We start from the raw sequence: 15,313 nt of genomic DNA on the forward strand, positions 1-15,313 counted from the left end.
TTACACAAACCCGACAACGATTGGCCGGGCCGACCTGTCGATGCCTGACTGCGCCGCACACAAAACGCACGACACAGCACGACACCTTTGGATTTCCGCTTTGCGCGCCCCGGCACTGCTTAAAAAATAGGCAATGACCAAGCCACCCATTACGGGAAAGCCTGCGATGATAACAAACCCCCTCCGTTTGCGCAAGCGCCACCGGACGGGGGATGAAAAAACCGCCCGAAGGCGGTCTTCAACAGAGATTCGGCCGCAGCCGAAACATCACTGCAGCTTGATTTCGACGTCCACGCCAGCCGGCAGGTCGAGCTTCATCAGGGCGTCAACCGTCTTGTCGGTTGGGTCCACGATGTCCATCAGACGCTGGTGGGTGCGAATTTCGAACTGGTCACGCGACGTCTTGTTGACGTGGGGCGAACGCAGAATGTCGAAACGTTGCAGGCGGGTCGGCAGGGGCACGGGACCCTTGACGATGGCGCCGGTACGCTTGGCGGTTTCAACGATTTCAGCCGACGACTGATCGATCAGCTTGTAGTCAAACGCCTTCAGGCGAATGCGGATTTTTTGCTGTGCCATGACACACTTCCTTCAATTAAAGAACGATGACGTCCGGCCCCAACCCATGGGCCCGAGCCGGACAGGTGTCATGCGAATCAGTCCAGGATCTTGGCAACCACGCCGGCGCCGACAGTACGGCCGCCTTCGCGGATAGCAAAACGCAGACCTTCTTCCATGGCGATCGGGGCGATCAGCTTGACGGTGATCGACACGTTGTCACCAGGCATGACCATTTCCTTGTCGGCCGGCAACTCGATGGAACCGGTCACGTCAGTTGTACGGAAGTAGAACTGAGGGCGGTAGTTGTTGAAGAAAGGCGTGTGACGGCCACCTTCGTCCTTGGACAGAACGTAGATTTCGCCGGTGAAGTGCGTGTGGGGCTTGATGGAGCCGGGCTTGCACAGCACTTGGCCGCGCTGCACGTCTTCGCGCTTGGTGCCGCGCAGCAAGATACCGACGTTGTCGCCAGCTTGACCTTGGTCCAGCAGCTTGCGGAACATTTCCACGCCCGTGCAGGTGGTCTTCTGGGTGGTGGAGATACCGACGATTTCGATTTCTTCGCCGACCTTGATGATGCCGCGCTCGATACGGCCGGTCACCACGGTGCCGCGACCCGAGATCGAGAACACGTCTTCCACAGGCATCAGGAACGTGCCGTCGATGGCGCGCTCAGGCGTGGGGATGTAGGTGTCCAGCGCTTCGGCCAGCTTCATGATGGCTTGCTCGCCCAGGGGACCGGTGTCGCCTTCCAGCGCCAGCTTGGCCGAACCTTGGATGATCGGGGTGTCGTCGCCAGGGAAGTCGTACTTGGACAGCAGCTCGCGCACTTCCATTTCGACCAGTTCCAGCAGTTCGGCGTCGTCCACCATGTCAGCCTTGTTCAGGAAGACGATGATGTAAGGCACGCCCACCTGGCGGGACAGCAGGATGTGTTCACGGGTCTGGGGCATCGGGCCGTCAGCGGCCGAGCACACCAGGATCGCGCCGTCCATCTGGGCGGCACCGGTGATCATGTTCTTGACGTAGTCGGCGTGGCCGGGGCAGTCAACGTGAGCGTAGTGGCGGTTGGCCGTTTCGTACTCGACGTGGGCGGTGTTGATGGTGATGCCGCGGGCCTTTTCTTCAGGCGCAGCGTCGATCATGTCGTAGCCCTTGGCTTCGCCGCCGAACTTCTTGGACAGAACGGTGGTGATTGCAGCCGTCAGCGTGGTCTTGCCGTGGTCAACGTGACCGATGGTGCCGACGTTGACGTGCGGCTTGGTCCGTTCGAATTTACCTTTTGCCATTTGTTTCTCCAACAAAGAACAGTTGCCCGTGTCTGTTTAAGGTCTCCGGCATTGGCTGCCACGGGCAGCATGCCAACCACATCAAGTGGCGCCGAAGACCGGCTTTGTTTTTTGCAGCCGCGGATGTTACCACCCGCAGCTCATTTGGCACAGCACCCCACGCGATCCAGCAGACACCGCAGATCCGGCTCCGCCGGGCTGCTGGTGTCGCCCCCTTGAGGGGGCGCGCGCAGCGCGTAGGGGGTGGTCCTTACTTGCCGCGAGCGGTGATGATCGCTTCGGACACGTTCTTCGGTGCTTCAGCGTAGTGCTTGAACTCCATGGAGTACGTGGCACGACCCTGGGTGGCCGAACGCAGCGAGGTCGAGTAGCCGAACATTTCCGACAGGGGAACTTCGGCCTTGATGACCTTGCCACCGCCGACCATGTCGTCCATGCCTTGCACCATGCCGCGACGCGAGGACAGGTCGCCCATCACGGTACCAGCGTAGTCTTCCGGCGTTTCGACCTCCACGGCCATCATCGGCTCGAGGATCACGGGCGAAGCCTTGCGGCAGCCGTCCTTGAAACCCATCGAAGCGGCCATCTTGAAGGCGTTTTCGTTCGAGTCCACATCGTGGTACGAACCGAAGGTCAGGGTGACCTTGACGTCGACCACAGGGTAGCCGGCCAGCACGCCGTTGGTCAGGGTGTCGATGACGCCCTTTTCGACCGCAGGGATGTACTCGCGAGGCACCACGCCGCCCTTGATGGCGTCGACGAACTCGAAGCCCTTGCCAGGCTCTTGCGGTTCAACGGTCAGCACCACGTGACCGTACTGGCCCTTACCACCGGACTGACGCACGAACTTGCCTTCGACGTCGGTGACCTTCTTGCGGATGGTTTCGCGGTAAGCCACTTGCGGCTTGCCCACGTTGGCTTCCACGCCGAATTCGCGCTTCATGCGGTCGACGATGATTTCCAGGTGCAGCTCGCCCATACCGGCGATGATGGTCTGACCCGATTCTTCGTCGGTCTTGACGCGGAACGAAGGATCTTCTGCGGCCAGACGTTGCAGGGCGATGCCCATCTTTTCCTGGTCAGCCTTGGTCTTGGGTTCCACGGCCTGTGCGATCACGGGCTCAGGGAAGACCATCTTTTCCAGGGTGATGATGGCGTCAGCGTCGCACAGCGTTTCGCCGGTCGTCACGTCCTTCAAGCCCACGCAAGCGGCGATGTCGCCGGCCAGAATTTCCTTGATTTCCTCACGCTCGTTGGCGTGCATCTGCAGGATACGGCCGATGCGCTCTTTCTTGCCCTTGATCGGGTTGTAGACGGAGTCGCCGGAGTTCAGCACGCCCGAGTACACGCGAACGAAGGTCAGCTGACCGACATACGGGTCGGTCATCAGCTTGAAAGCCAGCGCAGAGAACTTCTCGGCGTCGTCGGCCTTGCGGCTGGTGGGCTGGTCGTCGTCGTCCGTGCCTTCGACCGGGGGAATGTCGATCGGGGAAGGCAGGTAGTCGATGACGGCGTCGAGCATGCGCTGCACGCCCTTGTTCTTGAAGGCGGTACCGCACAGCATCGGCTGGATTTCGCAGGCGATGGTACGGGTGCGCAGAGCCAGCTTGATTTCGTCTTCAGACAAGTCACCTTCTTCAAGGTACTTGTTCATCAGCTCTTCGTTGGCTTCGGCGGCCGCTTCGACCATGGACTCACGCCACTTCTTGGCGTCTTCCACCAGCTCAGCGGGGATCTCACGGTAGTCGAACTTCATGCCCTGAGACGCTTCGTCCCAGTAGATGGCCTTCATCTTCAGCAGATCGACCACGCCTTGGAACTGGTCTTCCGCGCCAATGGGGATCACCACGGGCACAGGGTTGGCCTTCAGGCGCAGCTTGAGCTGGTCGTGGACCTTGAAGAAGTTGGCACCGGTACGGTCCATCTTGTTCACGAAGGCCAGACGGGGCACCTTGTACTTGTTCGCCTGACGCCAGACGGTTTCAGACTGGGGCTGCACGCCGCCCACAGCGCAGTACACCATGCAGGCGCCGTCGAGCACGCGCATCGAGCGTTCGACTTCAATGGTGAAGTCAACGTGGCCCGGGGTGTCGATGATGTTGAAACGGTGCTCGGGGTAGGAGTTGTCCATCCCCTTCCAGAAGCAGGTCGTGGCAGCCGAGGTGATGGTGATGCCGCGCTCTTGCTCTTGCTCCATCCAGTCCATGGTGGCGGCACCTTCGTGCACTTCACCAATCTTGTGGCTCACGCCCGTGTAGAACAGGATGCGTTCGGTCGTGGTGGTCTTGCCGGCGTCGATGTGAGCCGAGATACCAATGTTGCGGTAACGGCCAATCGGGGTCTTGCGTGCCATGTGGTCACTCCAGATTTGACAAGGCGCCGGATGTGTTGTGCACGATCCAAGCGCCTTTTTTGCAGTTGTGCTGCGGGTGGTGGATTAGAAGCGGAAGTGCGAGAAGGCCTTGTTGGCTTCAGCCATGCGGTGCACTTCGTCACGCTTCTTCATCGCGCCGCCACGGCCTTCAGAGGCCTCGAGCAGTTCGTTGGCCAGACGTTGGGCCATCGACTTCTCGGAACGCTTGCGCGACGATTCCTTCAACCAGCGCATGGCCAGTGCGATACGACGGGAGGGGCGAACTTCAACGGGAACCTGATAGTTCGCACCACCGACGCGGCGGGACTTCACTTCGACCACGGGCTTGATGTTGTTCAGCGCGATGTTGAAGATCTCCAGCGGATCCTTGCCGGCCTTCTTTTCGACTTGTTCGAGGGCACCGTAAATGATGCGCTCGGCCACAGCCTTCTTGCCGGATTCCATGATCACGTTCATGAACTTGGAGAGGTCCACCGATCCGAACTTGGGATCAGGGAGGATTTCACGCTTGGGTACTTCGCGACGACGAGGCATTTCTATTCCTTTCAATGCTTCAGTTGATGCTGGCTTTCGCCCACATCCTGGAGTCTCTTAACTGAAGACTCCACTTACTCGGCAGACTCCGGACCATCCGGGCTCTACCGCCACCTCGGCCTTCTCTGCGCCAGACTGCACCCACTGGGTGACACGCCGATGAAGAGGACCGACTATTGCTTTGCAGAAGGCGATCAGGCCTTCTTCGGGCGCTTGGCGCCGTACTTGGAGCGCGATTGCTTGCGGTCCTTGACGCCTTGCAGGTCAAGGGAGCCACGCACGATGTGGTAACGCACACCCGGCAAGTCCTTCACACGACCGCCGCGAACCAGCACGACGCTGTGTTCTTGCAGGTTGTGGCCTTCACCGCCGATGTAGGAGATGACCTCAAAACCGTTGGTCAGGCGCACCTTGGCGACCTTACGCAGAGCGGAGTTAGGCTTCTTAGGCGTGGTGGTGTACACGCGGGTGCACACGCCACGGCGCTGCGGGCAGTTTTCCATCGCAGGCGACTTGGACTTCGTGACCTCGACCTGACGGCCATGGCGCACGAGCTGATTGATCGTTGGCATTTCTTTGGTTCCCGTTGAAAAGTCACTTGAAAATCAGGCACTTACCGGAGTTTGAACGAACCACGGAGAGCACCTGAACCAAGCACAAAACGGCCTCGCCCCGCAAAAATTGCGCAAGCGAAAGCCGAAAAGCCTTCCATTGTAGGGGAGAGCCGCCTGGAAATGCAAGGATTTCACCCCGAGCGCGTCGTGCGCCCGCCCCCGGGAAGCCCGCCTAGGGTGAGCCCGGCCCTCAGACAGGGTGATGCGCCCGCTGGGACAAGTCTCTAGAGTTCGTTCAACATGCCCCAGAAACCTCTGCGGCAAATTTTCAAGGAGACTCCATGTCCAGATTGAAGACTTTCGCCGCGGTCGTCTTAGCGGCGACGCTGCCCGCGATGGCGCAGGCCGCTGATTTCAACCTCACCGGTGGCAGCGTCCTGGGCGACACCACTGCCACGGCCACCTTCAGCAGCGGTGGCATTGGCCTGAACATCACAGCCAACTCCGGCGGCAGCGCGCTGGACGTCGTGCGCCTCAACAATGGCATCGGTGTTGCAACGAGCTGGACAGACGCTGTCGGCATCGGCAATGGTGACTTCCTGACCCTGACGTTCTCGCAGGCAGTCAACCTGAGCAGCCTGACGTTTGCCGAATGGGACAACCCTGACCGCGCCACCTTGTCGTGGGCGGGCGGCAGCGTCAGTCTGTCGGGGGCCGGCGACTTCAATGTGCTCGGCACCGACACCAAGAACCTGAGCAACGTCGTGGGCACCGTGTTCAAATTGCAAGGCACCGCTGCTTTGACCACCTTCCGCCTGAACGGCCTGACCGCCGTGGCCGCTGTGCCGGAACCCAGCACCTACGCGCTGATGGGCCTGGGCTTGGTGGGCATCGCCGCCGTGCGTCGCCGCCGCGCACGCTGAGACGGGCTTAGCCGCTTCACTGGCTCACCGCTGCGGCGGTGACGACACCCGCTCCGGGCTTCGGCCTTGAGCGGGTTTTTTCATGCCCCATGCGCTGGAGGCCCCTCGTCCAGGGGCGCCAGCAGAGCATCCAGATCGGCCGGCGTGAACTTCACGGCCTCGGCCATGTCATGGCCCAGCACGCCATCGGCCAAGGCCGCCTTGCGTGCTTGCAGCGCCAAGATGCGTTCTTCGATGCTGCCGGCCACCACCAGTTTGTAAACCATGACCTGCCGGGTTTGGCCCAGACGGTGCGCCCGGTCGGTGGCCTGCTGTTCGACGGCGGGGTTCCACCAGGGGTCCACGTGGATCACGGTGTCGGCTGCCGTCAGATTCAGGCCCACGCCGCCGGCTTTGAGGCTGATGAGCAGCACGGGCGCGCCCTCGCCCGACTGGAATTGGCCGACGACCTCGCCTCGGGTGTCAACCGGGGTCTCGCCGGTGAGCATCAGGTAGGGCAAGCCCAGTCGCGTCATCTCCTGCGCGAGCAGGTGCAGCAAGGTGGTGAACTGCGAGAAGACCAGGATGCGGCGACCTTCGGCCACCAGGGCGGGCAGTGTGTCGCACAGCCAGGCCATCTTGGCGCGCTCGGTGCCACGCGGCAAGGCGTGGCCGGTGAGCAGATAGGGGTCGCAGCAAACCTGACGCAGCTTGAGCAGGGCATCGAGGATGGTGATCTGGCTGCCGGCAAAACCTTCGCGCTTGAGGGCCCGGCGCACCAACTCGTCGGCGGCCACCCGCACGCTTTCGTACAGGGTCTTCTGTCGCCCTTCCAGAATGAGGCGCTGGACGGTGTCGATGCGGGGTGGCAGCTCCGCGGCCACGTCGGCTTTGCGACGCCGCAGGACGAAGGGGCGCACGCGCTGCGCCAGCAGCTGCGCCCGCAGGGTCTCGCCATGCAGCTCGATGGGGTCACGCCAGCGGCGCTGAAAGCTGCGCTGATCGCCCAGGTAGCCCGGCATCAGGAAATCGAACTGGGCCCAGAGTTCGCCGAGGTGGTTCTCCAGCGGGGTGCCGGTCAGGCACAGGCGATGGCGAGCCTGCAGGCGGCGGACGGCGGCGGCGGTGCGACTGGCGGCGTTCTTGACGGTCTGCGCCTCGTCGAGGATGAGCAGGTGAAAGGACTGGGGCGCCAGAAGCTCGATGTCCCGCCAGACCAGGGGATAGCTGATCAGCACCAGGTCGTGGTCGGCCACGTCGGCATGGCGTTCGGCCCGGGCGGGGCCCTGCAAGGTCAGCACGCGCAGGCCGGGTGTCATGCGCTGCGCCTCGGCCTGCCAGTTGAACAGCAAGGAGGTGGGGACGACGACCAGCGCGGGGCGGTCCAGTCGCCCGGCCTCTTTCTCCAGCAGCACGTGCGCAAGAGCCTGTGCGGTTTTGCCCAGGCCCATGTCGTCGGCTAGGATGCCGGCCAGGTGCTGCGCCCGCAGGTACTGTAACCAGGCCAGGCCGTGGCCTTGGTAGGGACGCAGCGTGATCGCCAGACCGTGTGGGGCGGCCACCGCCTGAGGGGTGCCCGCCTGACGCAGGCGCTGAGCCAGGCTCCACAGGCCGGCCTCGCCTTGCAGCTGCCAAGCCCCTTGCGGACCCGCCCGTTCCGCCTGGGTGGTGGCCAGGCGCTCGCGCAGGTGCTCCAGACGCACCACGTCCCAGCCGGTGATCTGCAGCGGCCCTTCTTTGCGACGAGGGTCGGTGAGGAGGTCCACCAAGGTGCCGACGATGGCCTTGAGGGGAGCCGCAGGTGCATCCAGTCGTCGGCCTCCCGGTGCGCGCAAGCGGATCAAGGCGGTGTCGGGGATGGCGGCGATCTCGTGGGCGTCCAGCCAGCGCTTGTCGCGGCGCAGCAAGTCGGCGATCAAAGGGGCCAGATCCAGCGTCTGCCCTTCGATCTCGACGCCCAGGCTCAAGAGCCAGGAGCCTTCGCGGCGGGGGGCGAGCAAGGCGGGCACCGCGGCGGGGGCGGGCTGCCAGTCACCGACGGGCTCGTGCCCCAGGGCTTCGCCATCATCAGTACGCACCACCAGGCGCCAGGCACTCACCGGCACGCTCTGATGGGCAAAACCCGGTCGCACGACGATGCGCCAACCCCGGGCCTGCAACTGCGGTACGGCATCCGCCCAAAAGTCTCCGAAATCGTCTTCCTGGGGCAGCGACCAGAGGGACTCGCCATCGCGCACCTGCTGGCAGGCCAGGGCGGGCGCACGCCACTGCAAGGCCTCCTCAGGCAAGGGGCGCAAACCGGTGTCGCGCAGGGCGTCGAGGGCATCCGACTCGGCCACGGTGTCGCGCTGCAGGGGCTGCAGCTGCCCATGGGCGTCTTCCACCATGATGACCCCGAGGCTGCGAGCCCCCAGCACCGAGGTGGGCGCCGGACACGCCCCAAAGAGCCCCAGCTCGTTCGCATAGGTCCAGTCCACCCGCGCCACGGTGAGCTGCCCGCTGCGCGGGCCGAAGCGGCCACTGGCCACCATGCCCAGCAGTCCGTCGCCACGGTTGAGGGTCTGCAGGGTCAGGCAAGGCCGAAAGCGAGGCAGGGCGGCGTCAGACAAGGGATCAGGGCGCAAAAGACAAGGGGGGACCTGGGGATTGTCGCCGGCCCTCGCCCTGCGCGCGCGGCATGAGGTACAACCGTCTTCATGTCCGATGTGTACCAAATTGAAATTCCGCCCTCTTTCATCGCCTTGCATGCCGACGCTCGCGGGCGCCTGACGCTGCCACTGCAGGCCCTGCGGGAGCGCTACGAGCTGTGCGAAGACCTCGCCCAGCACCTCACCGAGCACTGTCGGGGGATCCACGTCGAGATCGGCGTGGACGAGCAGGAGGTGTTGCAGCGCTGTGAGCGGGGCCTGTGCTCGCCCGATGGCGTCGTCTCGGCGTTGGAGGCGCAGTGGGTGGTGACCCGCCTGGCGGAGTTGCTGGGCTGGCCCCATCCGGGGCTGGAGGCCCGCGACCTAGGCGCACACTGACGCGCCCGACCTCACCGCCCCGATGAATCGCCCCACCATGAATCCTGTTTTCGCATCACTCCAGCCCGCCGCGGTCTGGGCCCACTTTGGCACCCTGTGCCGCATTCCCCGCCCTTCCAAGCAGGAGGCGGCCTTGCGCGCGCACCTGGCGCAGTGGGCGCAGGCGCAAGGCCTGAGCCATCAGGTGGATGCCGCTGGCAACCTGCTTGTGCGCAAGCCCGCCAGTCCCGGCTGCGAGGGGCGTCCCGGCGTGGTCCTCCAAGGCCACCTGGACATGGTCTGCCAGGCCAACAGCGGCGTGGCCCACGACTTCACACGCGACCCGATCACCCCGGTCATGCGAGACGGCTGGCTGCGGGCCGAGGGCACCACCCTGGGCGCCGACAACGGCATCGGGGTGGCGTTGGCCCTGGCGGCCCTGGGGGATCGCACCCTGGTCCACGGCCCCATCGAGGCGCTGTTCACGGTGGACGAGGAAGCCGGCATGGGCGGCGCACAAGGACTGGCGCCGGGCTTGCTGCAAGGCAGCCTGATGCTCAACCTGGACACCGAAGAGTGGGGCGAGTTCTACCTGGGATGCGCGGGCGGACTGGACGTCAACGTCGACCGGACCGCCTGCGCCGACGCCCTCCCCGTCGGCTACCGACATCGGCGCATCGCCTTGCAGGGGCTGCGCGGCGGCCACTCCGGCGTCAACATCCACGAAGAGCGGGGCAATGCGATCAAGCTGCTGGTGCGGGTCCTGCACGCCTTGGCGCCCGACTGTGGCCTGCGCCTCGTGACGCTGCAAGGCGGCACCGCCCGCAATGCCCTGCCGCGCGAGGCCTTCGCCACCGTGGCCCTGCCCAGCGATCAACTGGCGGCGCTGGAAGCGCAACTGGCCGTCTGGCAAACCTTGCTGCGACAGGAGTGGGGCGACGTCGAGCCCGGCTTGAGCCTGCAGGCGCGCGACATCGAACCGAACGATGCCGTGCCGGTCGGCGTGCTGCCACAGCGCGAGCAGGCCATCTGGCTGGACACCTTGCAGGCGGCCCCCCATGGCGTCAAGCGCCAGAGCCTGAGTGTCGCCGGGGTCGTCGAGTCCTCCAACAACCTGGGCATGGTGAGCGTGTCACCGCTGGGTGGCCACTGCAATTTCATGGTGCGTTCCTTGCGGGACAGCCAGGCGCAAGCCTTGGCGCAGGAGATCGTCAGCCTGTGGCGCCTGTCAGGCACCCGCGCGGAATGCGCCGGGCAGTACCCTGGTTGGACGCCCCGCCCGGACTCGGCCCTGCTGCGCACCTGCCAGCAGGTCTTCGAGCGCGAGTTTGGCCAGGCCTCGCACGTCCAGGTCATCCATGCCGGACTGGAGTGTGGGCTGATCTCGGCCAAGTATCCCACGATGGACATCGTCTCGTTCGGTCCCACGATCCGCGGCGCCCACGCCCCCGGCGAGGCGGTGGACGTCGCCTCCGTGGCGCGCTGCTGGCAACTGCTGGTGGCGATCCTGCGTCAGCTGGGGGCCCCGTCGGCATGAGCCCCGACGACCTTGAGAAACTGGTGACCCGCGTCATGCCCTACGGCAAGCACAAGGGCACCTTGATCGCCGACCTGCCCGGCAACTACCTGCATTGGTTCGCGCGCGAAGGCTTCCCGCCCGGCGAGATCGGCCGCTTGCTCGCGCTGATGTTCGAGCTGGACCACAACGGCCTGCACAGCCTGCTGGCACCGCTGCGCAGACGCTGACACCCGCCCACAGGCCGCCTCACGCACGGCCATGAAAAAAGCGCCAGGCTCGTGAGGGCGCTGGCGCTTTCGACCTTCAGGTCGGTGCCCGCGGCTTATTCGGCAGCGGCATCGCCCTCGGTGGTGGCAGCATCGGCGTCGTCATCCAGGGCAGCCAGTTCGAGCGCAGCGCGCTCTTGGGCTTCCTGCATGGCGATGGCGCGACGTTCGCTGTCGTCCATCTCTTCCTTGGCCTTGCGAGCCTGGTGATAGGCCATGCCGGTACCCGCGGGGATCAGGCGACCCACGATGACGTTTTCCTTCAGGCCACGCAGCTCGTCGCGCTTGCCCATGATGGCAGCCTCGGTCAGCACGCGGGTCGTTTCCTGGAAGGAAGCGGCCGAGATGAAGGAGTCGGTCGACAGCGAAGCCTTGGTGATACCCAGCAGCACATCGCTGTGCGTGGCGATCAGCTTGCCTTCGGCGCGCATGCGGTCGTTGGTGTCCAGCAGTTCCGAACGCTCAACCTGTTCGCCCACGATGTAGTGGGTGTCACCGGAATTGGTGATCTGAACACGACGCAGCATCTGGCGAACGATCACCTGGATGTGCTTGTCGTTGATCTTCACGCCCTGCAGACGGTAGACGTCCTGCACTTCGTCGACGATGTAGCGCGCCAGCTCCTCGATGCCCAGCAGACGCAAGATGTCCTGCGGATCGGCCGGACCGTCGACGATGGACTCGCCCTTGTTGACCACCTGGCCTTCGTGCACCAGGATGTTCTTTTCCTTGGGCACCAGATCTTCCCAGACCTGACCTTCAGGGCTGGTGATCTGCAGGCGAACCTTGCCCTTGGTTTCCTTGCCGAAGGACACGGTACCGGTGATCTCGGCCAGCGAACCCTTGTCCTTGGGCGACCGGGCTTCGAACAGCTCGGCCACACGCGGCAGACCGCCGGTGATGTCGCGGGTCTTCTGACCTTCGATAGGAATACGGGCCAGCACTTCGCCAGGCGACAGCTCTTGACCGTCGCGCACCTGGATCAGCGAGCCCACCTGGAAGCCGATGGTCACCGGGTGATCAGTGCCCGGGATCTTGACTTCCTGGCCATTGACGTCGAGCAGCTTGACCTGCGGGCGCACGATCTTGGCAGCGCCGCGGCGCTTCGGATCGATCACGACCAGGGTCGACAGACCGGTCACTTCGTCCACCTGCTTGGCCACGGTCACGCCTTCTTCGACGTTCTCGAAGCGGGCGGTACCGGCGAACTCGGTGATGATCGGGCGGGTCAGCGGATCCCAGTTGGCCAGGATCGTGCCCGCCTTGATGGTCTGGTCAATCTTGATCGTCAGGATCGCGCCGTACGGCACCTTGTGACGCTCACGCTCACGGCCGTGCTGGTCGGAGATGACGATTTCGCCGGAACGCGAAATCACCACCAGATCGCCCTTGCCATTGGTCACGTAACGCATCGTGGCATTGAAGCCGATGATGCCGTCCGACTTGGCTTCCACGCTTGAGGCGATGGCAGCGCGCGAAGCGGCACCACCGATGTGGAACGTCCGCATCGTCAGCTGCGTGCCCGGTTCACCGATGGACTGGGCGGCGATCACGCCGACCGCTTCACCGGTGTTCACCAGACCGCCACGGCCCAGGTCGCGGCCATAGCACTTGGCGCACAGACCGAAACGGGTGGCGCAGGTCAGCGGGGTGCGAACCTTGACTTCGTCGACGCCAGCGGCTTCCAGGATGTCCAGCACGTCCTCGTCCAGCATGGTGCCGGCGGGGATCAGGACTTCCTGGGTCTCGGGGTTCAGCACGTCGGTCGCAGGCACGCGGCCCAGGATGCGGTCGCGCAGGGACTCGATGACTTCACCACCTTCAACCAACGCACGGGTGTTGATGCCTTGATCGGTGCCGCAGTCCTCGGTCGTGACGACCAGATCTTGCGTCACGTCGACCAGACGACGCGTCAGGTAACCCGAGTTCGCCGTCTTCAACGCCGTGTCCGCCAGACCCTTACGGGCACCGTGGGTGGAGATGAAGTACTGCAACACGTTCAGACCTTCACGGAAGTTCGCCGTGATGGGGGTCTCGATGATGGAGCCGTCAGGCTTGGCCATCAGGCCACGCATACCGGCCAGCTGGCGGATCTGGGCAGCCGAACCACGGGCGCCGGAGTCGGCCATCATGTAAATCGAGTTGAACGATTCCTGATCGACTTCCGCACCGTTGCGGTCGATGGTCTTTTGCTTGGACAGCTGCGACATCATGACCTTGCCGACTTCGTCGCCGGTCTTGCCCCAGATGTCCACCACCTTGTTGTAGCGCTCGCCCGAGGTCACCAGACCGGAGACGTACTGCTGCTCGATCTCCTTGACTTCCTTCTCGGCGTGCTCGATCAGCTCGTACTTCTGCTTGGGCACCAGCATGTCGTCGATGGCGATCGAGATGCCGGCGCGCGTGGCCAGACGGAAGCCGTTTTGCAGCAGCTTGTCAGCCAGCACCACGGTTTCCTTCAGACCGCACTTGCGGAACGAGGTGTTGATCAGACGCGAGATTTCCTTCTTCTTGAGCGCCTTGTTGATGTTCGCAAAAGGCAGGCCCTTGGGCAGGATCTCGGACAGCAGGGCACGGCCCACCGTGGTGGCCACCAGCTTGGTCTCGGGCTCGAACTCGCCCGTTTCCTTGTTCTTGGTGTACTCGGTCAGGCGGACGTTGATCTTGGCGGTGATTTCCACCACGCCGTTGTCCAGGGCGCGCTGCAGCTCGATGACATCGGAGAAGACCATGCCTTCGCCCTTGCCGTTGATGCGCTCGCGGGTGGCGTAGTACAGGCCCAGCACCACGTCTTGCGACGGGACGATGGAGGGCTCGCCGTTGGCGGGGAACAGCACGTTGTTGGAGGCCAGCATCAGCGTGCGGGCTTCCATCTGCGCTTCGATCGACAGCGGCACGTGAACGGCCATCTGGTCACCGTCGAAGTCGGCGTTGAAGGCTGCGCACACCAGCGGGTGCAGCTGGATGGCCTTGCCTTCGATCAGCACGGGCTCAAAGGCCTGGATGCCCAAACGGTGCAGCGTGGGCGCACGGTTGAGCATGACCGGGTGTTCTTTGATGACCTCTTCCAGGATGTCCCACACCACCGGCGTGCCGGATTCGACTTCCTTCTTGGCAGCCTTGATCGTGGTCGCGATGCCCATGGCTTCCAGGCGCGCGAAGATGAAGGGCTTGAACAGCTCCAGCGCCATCAGCTTGGGCAGACCGCACTGGTGCAGCTTGAGGGTCGGGCCCACGGTGATCACGGAACGACCGGAATAGTCGACGCGCTTACCCAGCAAGTTCTGACGGAAGCGACCGCTCTTGCCCTTGATCATGTCGGCCAGCGACTTCAGGGCACGCTTGTTCGCACCGGTCATGGCCTTGCCACGACGGCCGTTGTCCAGCAGCGAATCGACGGACTCTTGCAGCATGCGCTTTTCGTTGCGCACGATGATTTCAGGAGCCTTCAATTCCAGCAGACGCGCCAGACGGTTGTTGCGGTTGATGACGCGACGATACAGATCGTTCAGGTCAGAGGTCGCAAAACGACCGCCGTCCAGCGGCACCAGCGGACGCAGGTCCGGCGGCAGCACGGGCAGCACTTCCAGCACCATCCAGTTGGGCTTGATGCCCGACTTCTTGAAGGCTTCCATGACCTTCAGGCGCTTGGAATTCTTCTTGACCTTCAGCTCGGAGCCGGTCATGTCGTTGCGCAGCTTGTCGATCTCGACGTCGAGATCCATCTCGGCCAGCAACTTCTGGATGCCTTCGGCGCCCATCAGGGCTTCGAACTCATCACCGTACTCGGCGCGCTTGGCGTCGTAGTCGTCTTCGGACATGATGCTGAACTTCTTCAGCGGGGTCATGCCCGAGTCCACCACCACGTACGCTTCAAAGTACAGCACGCGCTCAATGTCGCGCAGCGTCATGTCCAGCACCAGGCCCAGACGCGACGGCAGCGACTTCAGGAACCAGATGTGGGCGCACGGTGCGGCCAGTTCGATGTGACCCATGCGGTCACGGCGAACCTTGGTCTGTGTGACTTCAACGCCGCACTTCTCGCAGATCACACCGCGGTGCTTGAGGCGCTTGTACTTGCCGCACAGGCACTCGTAGTCCTTGATGGGACCAAAGATCTTGGCGCAGAACAGACCGTCACGTTCAGGCTTGAACGTACGGTAATTGATGGTTTCAGGCTTCTTCACTTCGCCGAAAGACCACGAACGGATCTTCTCGGGCGAGGCCAGGCCGATCTTGATGGCATCGAAATGCTCATCCGGCGTGAATTGCTTGAACAGGTCCAGCAAACCTTTCATAGGGCTCTCCTTCC

The 15,313-nt window shown here is 63.6% G+C and carries 11 protein-coding genes; 4 read left to right on the plus strand and 7 right to left on the minus strand.

The features are described from left to right. Window positions 1-267: 267 nt before the first annotated feature. From rpsJ to rpsL, 5 genes are all read right to left on the minus strand, one after another. Window positions 268-579, minus strand: coding sequence for a 30S ribosomal protein S10 (rpsJ, locus tag AC3WW4_RS00455; protein WP_035037922.1), 312 nt, complete (start codon window positions 577-579; stop codon window positions 268-270). 77 nt (window positions 580-656) lie between these two features. Beyond that, window positions 657-1,847 carry an elongation factor Tu gene (tuf, locus tag AC3WW4_RS00460; protein ID WP_488826381.1) on the minus strand — a complete coding sequence of 397 codons (1,191 nt, stop codon included), beginning with the start codon at window positions 1,845-1,847 and terminating at the stop codon, window positions 657-659. Between the two features lie 250 nt (window positions 1,848-2,097). Then, window positions 2,098-4,200: an elongation factor G gene (gene fusA, locus AC3WW4_RS00465; protein ID WP_488826382.1), complete on the minus strand. Its 2,103-nt coding sequence runs from the start codon at window positions 4,198-4,200 to the stop codon at window positions 2,098-2,100. Between the two features lie 84 nt (window positions 4,201-4,284). Further along, on the minus strand, window positions 4,285-4,755 hold the full coding sequence (rpsG, locus tag AC3WW4_RS00470) for a 30S ribosomal protein S7 (protein ID WP_290731299.1): 471 nt from the start codon (window positions 4,753-4,755) through the stop codon (window positions 4,285-4,287). A 194-nt stretch (window positions 4,756-4,949) separates the two neighbouring features. Then, complete coding sequence (rpsL, locus tag AC3WW4_RS00475) at window positions 4,950-5,327, minus strand: 30S ribosomal protein S12 (protein ID WP_125245535.1); 378 nt, start codon at window positions 5,325-5,327, stop codon at window positions 4,950-4,952. A gap of 323 nt (window positions 5,328-5,650) precedes the next feature. Between rpsL and AC3WW4_RS00480 the strand changes: the two genes are divergently transcribed. After that, on the plus strand, window positions 5,651-6,232 hold the full coding sequence (locus tag AC3WW4_RS00480; protein ID WP_488826383.1) for a PEP-CTERM sorting domain-containing protein: 582 nt from the start codon (window positions 5,651-5,653) through the stop codon (window positions 6,230-6,232). A gap of 80 nt (window positions 6,233-6,312) precedes the next feature. On the opposite strand, the gene AC3WW4_RS00485 is transcribed toward AC3WW4_RS00480, so the two are convergent. Continuing rightward, window positions 6,313-8,820 carry a DEAD/DEAH box helicase gene (locus AC3WW4_RS00485; RefSeq protein WP_488826384.1) on the minus strand — a complete coding sequence of 836 codons (2,508 nt, stop codon included), beginning with the start codon at window positions 8,818-8,820 and terminating at the stop codon, window positions 6,313-6,315. Between the two features lie 87 nt (window positions 8,821-8,907). Between AC3WW4_RS00485 and AC3WW4_RS00490 the strand changes: the two genes are divergently transcribed. The 3 genes from AC3WW4_RS00490 to AC3WW4_RS00500 are packed head-to-tail and all read left to right on the plus strand — an operon-like array spanning window position 8,908 to window position 10,962. Then, window positions 8,908-9,237 (plus strand): hypothetical protein, encoded by a 330-nt coding sequence (locus AC3WW4_RS00490; protein WP_488826385.1) that lies wholly within the window; start codon window positions 8,908-8,910, stop codon window positions 9,235-9,237. A gap of 37 nt (window positions 9,238-9,274) precedes the next feature. Then, window positions 9,275-10,753 carry an aminoacyl-histidine dipeptidase gene (locus tag AC3WW4_RS00495; protein ID WP_488826386.1) on the plus strand — a complete coding sequence of 493 codons (1,479 nt, stop codon included), beginning with the start codon at window positions 9,275-9,277 and terminating at the stop codon, window positions 10,751-10,753. After that, window positions 10,750-10,962, plus strand: a complete 213-nt coding sequence (locus tag AC3WW4_RS00500; protein ID WP_488826387.1) for a DUF3820 family protein — start codon at window positions 10,750-10,752, stop codon at window positions 10,960-10,962. The genes AC3WW4_RS00495 and AC3WW4_RS00500 overlap by 4 nt, the downstream gene beginning before the upstream one ends. Before the next feature lie 95 nt (window positions 10,963-11,057). Here the strand turns inward: AC3WW4_RS00500 and rpoC are convergent, their stop codons facing one another. Next, the gene (rpoC, locus tag AC3WW4_RS00505) at window positions 11,058-15,299 is read right to left on the minus strand and encodes a DNA-directed RNA polymerase subunit beta' (protein WP_488826388.1); all 4,242 of its coding nucleotides are present in this window, start codon (window positions 15,297-15,299) and stop codon (window positions 11,058-11,060) included. Window positions 15,300-15,313 lie beyond the last annotated feature (14 nt).

It is taken from the genome of Aquabacterium sp. TM01, assembly GCF_057808345.1.